Source organism: Candidatus Edwardsbacteria bacterium (assembly GCA_018821925.1).
In the GTDB taxonomy this organism is placed as follows: domain Bacteria; phylum Edwardsbacteria; class AC1; order AC1; family EtOH8; genus UBA2226.
This window is the reverse complement of the sequence record JAHJLF010000053.1, coordinates 1-11,951: the sequence shown is the minus strand read 5'-3', so window position 1 is coordinate 11,951 and position 11,951 is coordinate 1. Positions and strand designations below refer to the sequence as shown.

The following is an 11,951-nucleotide window of genomic DNA, read 5'->3' as shown; positions in this document are numbered from 1 at the left end:
AAACTGACGCCGTGTCGTATCCGCGATGCAAACAACCCGGGCGGCGCCCGGAATAAATAACAACCCAACAAAAGGAGACCTATGCCTGGTTTAACCTACGCCCAGAAATCGGCCTTCGTTCAGATGATGGCCCAGATGCTGAAGGACAACCTGGCCGGCCTGAAGGCCTCGGGATTCGATCCCAGCGTCAAGCTGACCGCCATGAACGCGGCCCTCAAAACCTCGGTGGAGGACGACATGAAGCAGGAGGCCCTAAAGGCCGAACTGGTCAAGGCCACCGACAAAGCCACCAAGTCGCTGGATGCCGCCTATGTGCAGGCTTCGTCCCTGGCCGACGCCATGGTGGGGGTGATAGGCAAGAACGCCCCGCTGGCCTTAAGGATAAAACAGCTCAGGGGCCAGATGGTCAACGAAAAGGCCCGCGGCAAACGGACGGTCAGAGCCTAAAAAGTAAAGGAAACCGGCTTCCTCCCAAAGGACAGGGATCCCCTGGCCATGGCCAAAGAACTGCCGGAAGGGGTAAAACGCCCGGCGGTAAATGGGATGGGGCATTTTTCCCAGGTGAGGGAGCCGGTCCCTCGGGTAATGGGGTGCATTTCCGGGGTAAAAAGGTATTTTTCCCAAGAAATGGGGCGGAAGGGAAAGGAAAGGGACCCGATCCGGCGGGAAATATCGGAGATTTCTTAGGAAAAACCGGAGATTTCCAAAGGGAAAAAGGTTGTATTGCAAGGGGTTAGGGGTGGTTGCCCGCGAAATACGCGAAAATGGTGGCGATGGCGGTGAATGGGAAACAAGGCGACTTTGGGGCGGCTGGGAAAACGATAAAACTAAAACAAAAAGGAGCGGGGAATGTTCAGGAAAATAACTTTTATCACTTTGACGATCTCGCTATTTTTGCTGATCGGCGGGTGCAAGCTGGCGCCATACGATGCCGCCACTGTCCAGCACCTGGAAAATTTAAAGCAGGCCCACATTACGGTTATAGACACCTGCGCCACCATGCAGGTGCTGGATGCCGGCGGTTTTGATAACAAACAGACAGTATGGCAGGATATCTACCGGGGAGCAATGAACCATCAGAACGGCTTGCTTGACAATGACGATATGCGTAAAAATGCATTCCGAACGATTAAGGATCACTACGATAAGAATATCAAGGATCTGGAGACCGCCCGGTACCCACTTTCTCCGGCATTTGTAAACAACATCAAGGAGCAGGTGTATAACGATTATGATGCCGCCATCAACGGCGAGAGGGCCCGAAAAGGCTCGCCGGTCAATCCATAAAACTGAAAGGATGCAAAGATGAACGGAGCAGGCGATAACCTGAAACAGATCCCCGAATACCGGGAATTCGAAGATATGCTGAAGCAATGCCCGGCGGTGCTTAAAGACAAAGGGGAAGAGTACGCTGCCAGGCTTAAGTTATATACCGCCCAATTTGCCTCCGGCGAGATGATACCGGATGAGTACAGGAAAACCGTGGAGAATCTCCAGTTTGAGATGAAACAATGGGTTAATACCCAAAGCATTTTCAAGCGGAGGAAAATGGATAAGCTTATCACCGGGATAGGGGTATTTGTTTTGAACAAGCTGATAGATGCCATTATAAACAAGCTCTTACCTAAATAATTGGTCTGACTTATAAGGTAAATAAACAAGGCAGCTTTGGGGCGGCTGGAAAACGATAAAACAAAAAATTAAAAGGAGAATGGAAATGGCTTTTTCAGAAGAAACCGTAAAAGAGGCTTGGGAACGAGCCGGGGGCAAATGCGAATGCCAAAGAACCACACATGGGCATACCGGGCGGTGTAACAAAACGCTTACCTGGGAAAACAGAGGCCGTGAAAGTGGTGTTGGTGCTTGGGAAGCGCACCATAAGGTGGCCGTTGAAAGCGGCGGGGCCGATACGCTTTCTAATTGTGAGATACTTTGTTGGAATTGTCATAAGACAACTTTCTAATATAATTATGCTTGACTTTAAAAACCTAAAAAGCGTATAGTTAATAATAAAACTATACGCTTATAAATTATAAGATATTATGCCTAAATCCAACGAACGCGAAATAGCAATCTGGCTGTGTGAACAGTTAAACCGCATGGCCGAGACCGGCGCCCACCCGTTCAAGGAGGCCTTGGCGGAAACCGGCGTTAAGAATCAGGGCCGAACCCTCTTTCCCGATATTGTGCTTTGGAAAAATCGGGCAGCGGGCGAGGCCTTTGCTTATATGGAAATAAAACAGCCAGGCATGATTGAAGATCTGGATACTTTTCTGGAAAAGGCGTTGAATCTTAATGTTAAATACGGCATAACCTGGAACTTTGACGAGGCGGTTTTATATACCTTTGAAGATCAGAAACTGAATAAGGTGAAAAGTTACAGCACCTATGTTATCTCGGACATTGCCGGCTGGATGGGCGCGGATGTAAAACTAAAACTTAAAAACCATTTGCAGCAGTTTATTGCCGACATCAATGAATTAGACCAAAGGGGGCATTTGCATGATTTTATCCCCGATAAACATTTCTTTGTTAAACTGCTGCACGACAGCGTTCATAAGCTGCACACCCATTTTGCCGAGCATCTGAAAATAAAGATACGCGACCGCGAGTTAAAACATTCCATAGAACAGTGGGCCACTACCCAGGGTATTGCCAATGTCGGGGATGAAAACTTCTACGCTACTTTGTCCCGGCAATGGGCATACCGGTTGATCAGCAAACTTTTGTTTTATTTGACCATCCGCCGTCACTTTAAAGGCCTGCCCGATCTGGAGGTGGAAGCCGGAACCGATGTCGAGCAATTGTTGCGGTCGGCTTTTATGGCGGCCCGCCGCATTGACTGGCATTCGGTGTTCGAAGAAGACATTTTGGAAAAAACCGGCGTGCCTCAAAGTTCAAAAGATGTTTTGGCCGAACTGTTGCAGGATATGAAGCAATACAACTTCGGCCAGTTGCAGGAGGACGTGGTAGGCCAGATATTTGAGGAACTGATACCACCGCAGGAGCGGCATCTTTTAGGCCAGTACTTTACCCGCGAGGATTTGGTGGATTTTATCATCGGCTTTGTGGCAAACAACCCTGAAGGTTATTACTGCGATCCCACCTGCGGCAGCGGCACATTTTTAAACCGCCTGTATTCCCGGTTACACTGGCTTTCGGGCAACAAAAAACAGCATCATGAATTGCTAAACCAGATTTGGGGCATAGACATTGCGCATTTCCCGGCGGAATTAGCCACCATCAACCTGTTCAAAAACAAAATCGGTGATTACACCAATTTCCCCCATGTGGATACCAAAGACTTTTTCAGCATTTATCCCGGCTTTGAATTCGAATTCCCGCCGCCCAAAGTGGATAACGACCAATTTACGCCCATCAAAATAAAAATACCGCAATTCAGCGGCATGGTCGGCAATTTCCCTTTTATCCGGCAGGAGATAATTGAGAAGAAGAACGAAGGCTACAAGGATTTTTTGGTTAAAACGATGGCGGCCGATTGGCTGGCCGATTACCCGGCCTGGTTTGAAGCCAAAAAATTACGACCCACCGACCTGGAGCATTTCGGCAAAAGCGATTATCTGGGCAAACAAAGCGTTGCCGAACGCTGGGCCAAGGACGGCAGTTTGGGTTTGCGGCTTTCCGGCCAGGCCGACATTTACACCTACCTTTATCCTCATGCCGCCAGGTTTGCCGAAAAGGGCGGGAGGATGGGCTTTATCACTTCCAATTCCTGGCTGGATGTTTCCTACGGTTCCGTGCTCAAAGAATTTCTGTTGGATCACTTTAAAGTGGTGGCGGTGGTGGTTTCCTGGGCCGAGCCCTGGTTTGAGGATGCGGCGGTCAATACCGTATTTACCATATTGGAAAGATGCCCGGAACCGGAAAAACGGGACAACAACGTCGTAAAGTTCGTAAAGCTCAACAAAAAACTGGCCGAGCTGATACCGTTCCCCGATTTGGTTTTGCAGGAAAGCGATAGGTGGAATAAAATAGACGCCCTGGTCCGCCGGATAGAAACCTCCGAAAGCAAGTTCCTGAAAATAGAAAACGGCCGGGTTAATTGCACGCTTAACGGCGTGGAAACGGTGGAGAATGACGATTTTTCCATTCGCTTGGTTAAACAGCAGTTCTTAAGAGATGAATTAAAAGCCAAAGGGCAGTTGGACAAGTGGGGAAAATACCTGCGGGCGCCCAAGGTTTATTTTGACATTTTGGATAAGGCCAAGGACAAGCTGGTCCCGTTAAAAGATGTGGCTGACTTCAGGCGTGGTTATACAACGGGCATCAATGAATTCTTCTATCTTGAGCCAATCGAAAAACCTAAGGCCAAGGATAAAAAGATACAAGTTACAAACGCTAAAGGCTGGCAGGGTGAGATCGAAGCGGAATTCCTAAAACCTGTCATAAAAAGCCCCAAAGAGGCCGAAGGCATTGTAATTGACAAAAGTAAGCTAAAGAATCTGCTCTTTATTTGCAACCTAAGCAAGGCCGAACTTAAAAAGCAGGGTTATAAAGGGGCTTTGGAGTACATTGAATGGGGCGAAAAGCAAAAGACGGAAAACGGAATGGCTTGGTCCAAAGTGCCCAGCGTTACCGGCCGAAAATACTGGTGGTCATTAACCGACAAAGAACCAGGTAATATTCTTTTGCCAATGATAAATGATCAAAGGTTTGTCATTTATCACAACCATCAGGCTGTATATGTTGACCATAATCTTTTTGAGTTACTTGTCGCTAAAAAAGAAGCCGCTTTGGTGGTCGCCGTTTTGAACTCAACATTGTATGCCCTAATACGCGAAGTGAACAGTAGGGTAAACTTAGGTGAAGGTGCCACAAAAACTGAAGGTACTGATTGGCAAAATAGTATACCTATGCCTGATATACAAAAAATATCAGAAAAGGCTAAAGGAAAAATAATAGATGCATATAATGTTTTGAAAGTGCGGCGAATTGAATCTGTTTCAGAAGAAGTAAAATCAAAAGACCGGCAAAAATTAGATGCCGTGGTATTAGAAGCTTTGGGGCTTAATGCTAAAGAATATTTGCCTAAAATATACGAAGGCATTACCCAATTAGTGGCCGAGCGTTTGGAACTGCCCAAAATGCGGCGCAAAGCTAACAAGGCCGGGCCAAAGGCTTCCGCCGAGGATATTAAGAAAGTAGCCGAAGAAGAAATTATAGGCGACGGCTTAAAGCAGTTCCCACACGATTTTGTGGATGCCAGAGAACTTAACAAAACCAAAGATGTTTCGGTCCCCGGCACGGCCTTAAAAGTGGGTCATCAGTTTTTGGGCGTTTACGACATCGTAAACCAAGAAGGTAAAAAAGTCACCGAAGTGGATAGTTTGGAGGAAGCCCGTTTTGTGGTCTATTCCGTTAAACCCAATGTATACGTACTTAAGGTTCCTAAAACAACCATCGTTGTAAACAAAGCCGTTAAGGAATACCGTAGGTATTTAAAGGGCATTAAGGAAAAACTTATCACCAGGCTGTTCCAAGGCACACACGACCACAAGCAAGCCCAGAACCTGGCGGAAGAGATATTTAAAGAGCACGGTTTGGAGATGGATTGGGTGTAAGGGGCTTAACTTAAACTAACAAAAATAAATACACCAAGCTGGGCTAATCCCGGCTTTATTAACCCTGGAACTGCGGCAACGCCACTCTGCGGACATTGCCGTAATAGACCAGGAGATTAATGAGATAGTGTATAGGTTGTACGGGCTGAACGAGGCAGAGAAAAAAGTGGTGGAGGCAGAGTAAGATTTAGTTCTATTAACTAATAAAAAGGAATATCTTATGGAATACTCATTAAAACGAAAAAAATTGGAAGAAATAAAAGATGAAATAAATGAATTCCATCCATTACTCAATGAACTACTAACAAAACTAACTAATATACGGCATGTCGACTACACACACGGTGTTGGTGAAAAGGGCGCGGATTTTGTATTGCATCAATATAATGATCAATTCCAAACGACAGATTACGTAGGTGTAATAGCTAAGATTGGTAAGATTCATATGGATTTTACTGATGTTGAACGACAAATTGATGAATGTTGCTCTCTTGAAAGATATGTTGAAGGTGGTAGAAAAAAGATACAACTTACCGAAATATGGGTGATATCAAATTCAACAATAACTGCAAATGCTGAAGAAAAAATCAACAATAAATTTAAAGCTAATAAAATAAGGTTTATTAAGGGGCAAACTTTAAGCGAATTAATTGATAAACACTTGCCAAATTATTGGTATGATATATCATTAAAGTTAGGTCTATATTTAGCTGAAATAAAATATAGAAATGAGGAATTAGACAAGACTTTAAATTTATTGCCTACTTGTAGTAATAAAATATATATAGAGCAGGACATAACTGAAAGAGAAAATGAGTATACTTCACAAAAACATAAAAATAGTTATATTGATATATATAAAGCCATAACGCAAAAGAAAATAATCATCATTGAAGGGGGTATGGGTTCTGGTAAATCTAAATTATTGAGGCAGATTGTTTGTAAATATTCAAATGGTGAAGCATACATAGATGAAAAAATAATCCCTTTGTTTTGTACATATACTGACTTTGTAGATAAATATGAAGCAAATATCAATAAATTAATTGAAAATCAAATAGCTCGGGAAATTATTGATAACCTTGGAGAAGATAGCAATATCTTATTGTTGATTGATGGAATTGATGAAAAAGATCTGCCCGTTGAACAAAATATTGAAATATTAAAAAGGATTACGAAGGATATTTACGAGAAGAAAAATGTCAAAGCAGTATTTGCTTCGAGGCAGTTGAATTCCATTGAAGCTGAAAAGGAAATTACGCAAAGAGTCGTTTTATATGAATTGAAATCGTTAAGCATGACTAGGGTTGTTGAATTTTTAAACGCAATTTGCCGTGAAATTAATATATCATGTAGAATAATTGAAGATTTAAAAAATTCTGTTTTATTTAAAGAATTACCAAGGAGTCCGATTGCTGCGATATTGTTGGCAAACTTAATAAATGAAAATTCGAAAGATTTGCCAGCGAATATGACTGAATTGTTTAATAAATATATTGAGTTGATGCTTGGCAGATGGGATATTCAAAAAGGTTTACAATCGCAAAAAGAATATGAAGCTTCTGAAAATATATTAATGGATCTATCTGTTTATATGATAGAAAATAGTTTGCCTGTGCTATCAAATGTAGAATTCCAAGATAGGATTAGTGGTTATTTAAACCAAAGGAACATGGAAATTGAACCATCAATGCTATATGATAAGATTGTCAATAGGTCTGGTTTGTTAGTAAATGATGTAGATAAGCATGTAATATATTTTAAACACAGAACATTTATGGAATTTTTATATGCAAAAAAGTGCTCGAAAGGTAAAATATTAGATATTGATACACGTGCTTTTAATTATTATTGGCAAAACATATATTATTTTTATGTTGGATTAAATAAAGACTGCCCCGCAATATTGCAACAAATAATAGATGTTGTTCCAGTGAATGAACCACAGAAATGGTTTAGATTGTCTAATGTCGGAAATTATTTAATGGCTGGTTATTCAAGCCCGTATCAAATTGTACAAGATAATTTGTATAAAATATTTATAGAGGCATCAATATTATATCAAGATATAGTTGCTTCAAAAATAAAATCACCATTTTCGAATGTTTCACAAATATATTTGTTTTGGTTTATCACAATTGTGTTGAAAAATAGTTATGCTTATGAATACTTCCAAAAATCATTAGAGGATACAAACATATTGATCGATGATAATACCCAAAAAGACGCTCAGGTGAAATCTTTCGCATTATTTTTTGCAGCAGTTATTGCACATGAATTAGAAATGGAAAAACCTTTTGATTTTATGATTAGTAATTATAAAGATGAAATTCCACTACCTGTTGGATTTGGAATATTGTATGAAACGAAAGACTATGATAAATCTGAGGCGATAAAGAAATATTTGAAGAAAATGAAACGAAATGTAAAAATGAGTAAATCGCTCAATGATAGTATGATGGTTTTACACCAAAGACCAATAAAGCAATTGAAGATAACATAGCCTTATTTTAATACAAACACCCTGGAAATCTTGGCCACGCCACCCCAACCCCCGGCCCAACCTCGCACCAGCACTACCCGCCTGCGTATAGGCCAACCCCCGCCAAGTTGCGCCATAGCTAAAACAACTTGCAAAGCAAAACACCCCCACCAGGGCTAACCCCGGAGGCCAGGTTAAAGTAATAAAGTTCAAAGTCCAAAGCTTAAAGTTTAAAGAATAAAAGTCGCTTTGTGTGAGGCAGAAAAGCCAGGGGTCCTGCCGGAGTCTACACTGAATGCAATGAAGTGCCGGAATGACCTAGCGCATTAAAGCCCACTAACCAAAGCCCGTATAACCGCAGGAAAAAATAAAGGCAATTAATGTCCGGCCAAGAGGTCCAATCCATCCGCGACCTGATCTTCTACCAAGCCGCAGGCGTGGAGGAGAAGAAGGCAGGCAAGAAGCGTAAGCGGAAGCTACTGCACTTAAAGAGGCTAAACATAATAGAGTGGGCGAAAGCAATCCATCCTTAGTCGTGGATTGCCGCGATAGGCATAGTAGGGCGGGCATCCTCAATGATTGGTGTGCAGCGGAAAGCGTTCAGGTGACAGGGGACGGGTAATTAAACCAAACAACCAAGCAGTTTTAAAATATGATGCAGTTTAAAGGCCTGGCCTTAAACCACAAAAGCACGGTATTGATCCTCCGCTGGTTAGTGGTGCTGCTGGTGATCTTCATGGCGGCATACAGCCCCAAGGGCCTGGAGTTCAACAGCCCCAATTATCTGCTGTCGCTGATCTACCTGGTCTTGAACCTGGCCATCTCCTTTATCCCCCAGCGCTATTTTGAGAAAGGCTGGTTCGTCTATGTGCTGTTCGTGCTGGACATCATATTCGTCTCGGCGGTGGTCTATTTTGCCGAGGGCATCAACACCGATTTTTACCTGATATACTTTTTAAGCATATTCATGTCCAGCGTGGGCCAGAGCCTGGGCGGGGCCTTTCCGGTGGCTATCGTCACTTCGCTGTTGTATGGTTGGCTGGTTTACAAGAAGTACGGCGCGGACATGTTTGGCGAACCTTCGTTCTGGCTGAGGATACCGTTCTTCTTTTTGATCGCCATATTCAGCAGTTTCTGGTCGGTGCAGGTGGCGGCCGAACGAAAAAAGAAGGAGCAGGCCGAAGAGGCGCTTAAATATGCGGCCCTGAATTGGAACACTACTTTCGACGCCATCTCGGACATCGTCTGCGTGATTTCCAGCGGTCATGAGTTCCTATCCATCAACAACGCCGGGGTCAAGGCGCTGGGCCTGCCCCGCGAGCAGATAATCGGACGGAAATGCTACGAGCTGGTGCACCGGACAACCGAGCCGATCATCGCCTGCCCGTGCATTATGACCTTGGAGTCCGGAGTCGAGGGGTTTAGCGAATACGAACAGGATGACCGGTACTATTCGCTGCACGCCTGGCCCATCAAGGACCCGGATGGGCGCACCGTTTCCTTCGTCCATATCATCAAGGACATCACCGACCGCAAGCGGGCGGAGGAGGCATTGTGGGAAAGCGAGGAGCGGCTGCGCAGTTTCGCCGACAACACCTTCATCGGCATCTACCGCACCACGCCCGGCGGCCGCATCCTGATGTCCAACCCGGCCCTGGTCAGCATGCTGGGGTACGCTTCGTTCGAGGATCTTGCCCGGCGCAACCTGGAGCAGGAAGACTATGCGCCTAGTTATGAACGGGCCGTGTTCAAGCGGCTGGTGGAACAGGGCGACCAGCTCATCGGGTACGAGTCACTATGGAAGCGCAATGACGGCTCGGCGATCTGGATGCGCGAAAACGCCCGTTGCATCCGGGGGCCGGACCGGGAGGTCTTATTTTACGAAGGCACGGTCGAGGACATCACCGAACATAAGAGGGCTGAGGATGCGCTGAAAGAAAGCGAGGAACGCTACCGGGCGCTGTTCCAAAAGGCCGGGGACGCCATCATCATCATGGAGGCCGAAGGCCCCAATGCGGGCAAGATCGCAGCGGCCAACCAGGCCGCAGCCGCGATGCACGGATACAAGGTAGAGGAAATATCCCGCCTGCACATCTCCGATCTTGATTCTCCGAGCGAACACCACAAAACGGCCCAAAGAATGGAAAGAATCCTTAAAGGCGAGTGGATCAAAGGAGAAATCATTCACCGGAGGAAAGACGGGACGGAATTCCCAGTAGAATACAATGCCGGCCTTTTGGAATATGGCGGCCGTAAATATATTCTGGCTTTTGACCGGGACATCTCCGACCGCAAGCTGATGGAGCAGGAATTGCTGCAGGCCCAAAAGATGGATGCTATAGGACACTTGGCCGGAGGGGTGGCCCACGACTTCAACAACATGCTGGCCGGCATCGTGGGCAACGCCGAGCTGCTGCAGCTTAAAGTTTACGGCCAGAAGGAGCTGGAGTCATATGTAGACAACATCATCAAAGCCTCGGGGCACGCCGCCACCCTTACCAAACAGCTTTTGGCCTTTGCCCGCAAGGGGCAGTACCAGAAGGCCCCGGTCAATGTTCACAAGATCATCGCCGAGACCTTGGGAATCTTAAGCAGCACCATAGACCGGCGGATCAGCATAGAACAGCACTTAAGGGCCAATCCCGCAGTGATACTGGGAGACCCCGGCCAGTTGGAGAACGCCTTAATGAACCTGGGCATCAATGCCCGGGACGCCATGCCTGAAGGAGGCAAGCTGATCTTCTCCGCCGACCTGATCAACTTAGACGAAGAATACATCCGCCGGCACAATTACAAGATCGAGCCCGGGCCCTACATCCAGATCTCGGTGGACGATACCGGCAGCGGCATGAGCGGCGAAGTCAAACGCCACCTGTTCGAGCCGTTCTTTACCACCAAGGAAAAAGGCCTGGGCACCGGGCTGGGCCTGGCCGGGGTCTACGGCTGCGTCAAGAACCACGGGGGTTCGATAGAAGTATATTCCGAACTGGGCCGGGGCACGTCCGTCAAGCTTTACCTGCCGTTGTACGGCGGCCTGCCTGCCGGGCAACAGGATTTTGGCCAGCCGCAGGCTCTGCCCGATTTGGCGGGGACCGGAAGCATTCTGATAGTGGACGATGAGGAAATGATCCGGAGTATCGCCGCCCAAATCCTTAAGATCGCCGGTTACCAGGTGCAGACTTGCGCCGACGGCCAGGAAGCGGTGGAGCTGTATTCCAGACAACACCAGAATATCGATCTGGTTATAATGGACATGGTAATGCCCAGATTGGACGGGCGGGAGGCCTTTGCTCAAATGCGTAAAATAAATCCCAAGGTCAAAGTTCTTTTGTCTTCGGGCTTTTCCGAGGACGGCGACGCCCAGGCCATTTTACAGGACGGGGCGCTGGGCTTCATCCAAAAGCCCTACCACAGCGCCGAGCTGCTTTTAAGGGTGCAGCAGGCGTTGCAACGGACAACGAACAATTGACAATGAATCCGACTACGCCCAACCTACGCCAAAGCTTCCTCCTACGCAACTGCTGCTGCGGACGGCCCTCAAGGGAAGGCAAGCATGTAGCGTAAGCGAGAGCTATGGCACTTTCAGCCATAGGCTGATCCGCCGTGCTTGCGCGCCATAGTGCGCTATAATCATTCCTCAGTGCAGGCCCTGGCACGCCCTTTAGAACCCCTAAAATACATGTAGTCTAAACAACCTGCCAAAATCAACCCGCAAAAAACAAAGGAACCGAAAAATGGCTTCTCAGACGGTAAATTTTGAATACGACCGGGAGCGTAACATCCTATTCGTTGTCGATGATTATGAGATCAATACCCCGGAGGAGGCCGATGCTTTTCTTGACCTGTATTCCCGGAAGTTCAAGGAGATCGGCCGCAAGGTGCGCCTG

General features: G+C 46.1%; 8 protein-coding genes. All 8 read left to right on the top strand.

Annotation, left to right across the window (positions count from 1 at the left end):
• The first annotated feature begins 81 nt into the window (after positions 1-81).
• The 8 genes from KJ869_06160 (at position 82) to KJ869_06125 (ending at position 11,533) form a co-directional block, all read left to right on the top strand.
• A complete protein-coding gene (locus tag KJ869_06160) occupies positions 82-447 on the top strand; it encodes a hypothetical protein (protein ID MBU1576776.1) in 366 nt (121 codons plus the stop codon).
• A 48-nt stretch (positions 448-495) separates the two neighbouring features.
• A complete protein-coding gene (locus KJ869_06155; protein ID MBU1576775.1) occupies positions 496-687 on the top strand; it encodes a hypothetical protein in 192 nt (63 codons plus the stop codon).
• A 162-nt stretch (positions 688-849) separates the two neighbouring features.
• The gene (locus KJ869_06150; GenBank protein ID MBU1576774.1) at positions 850-1,287 is read left to right on the top strand and encodes a hypothetical protein; all 438 of its coding nucleotides are present in this window, start codon (positions 850-852) and stop codon (positions 1,285-1,287) included.
• Between the two features lie 18 nt (positions 1,288-1,305).
• The gene (locus tag KJ869_06145) at positions 1,306-1,632 is read left to right on the top strand and encodes a hypothetical protein (protein MBU1576773.1); all 327 of its coding nucleotides are present in this window, start codon (positions 1,306-1,308) and stop codon (positions 1,630-1,632) included.
• Between the two features lie 85 nt (positions 1,633-1,717).
• Complete coding sequence (locus KJ869_06140) at positions 1,718-1,963, top strand: HNH endonuclease (protein ID MBU1576772.1); 246 nt, start codon at positions 1,718-1,720, stop codon at positions 1,961-1,963.
• A 79-nt stretch (positions 1,964-2,042) separates the two neighbouring features.
• A complete protein-coding gene (locus KJ869_06135; protein ID MBU1576771.1) occupies positions 2,043-5,582 on the top strand; it encodes an N-6 DNA methylase in 3,540 nt (1,179 codons plus the stop codon).
• A gap of 220 nt (positions 5,583-5,802) precedes the next feature.
• Positions 5,803-8,085 carry an NACHT domain-containing protein gene (locus tag KJ869_06130; protein ID MBU1576770.1) on the top strand — a complete coding sequence of 761 codons (2,283 nt, stop codon included), beginning with the start codon at positions 5,803-5,805 and terminating at the stop codon, positions 8,083-8,085.
• 631 nt (positions 8,086-8,716) lie between these two features.
• Positions 8,717-11,533 (top strand): PAS domain S-box protein, encoded by a 2,817-nt coding sequence (locus KJ869_06125; protein MBU1576769.1) that lies wholly within the window; start codon positions 8,717-8,719, stop codon positions 11,531-11,533.
• The last annotated feature ends 418 nt before the right edge of the window (positions 11,534-11,951 follow it).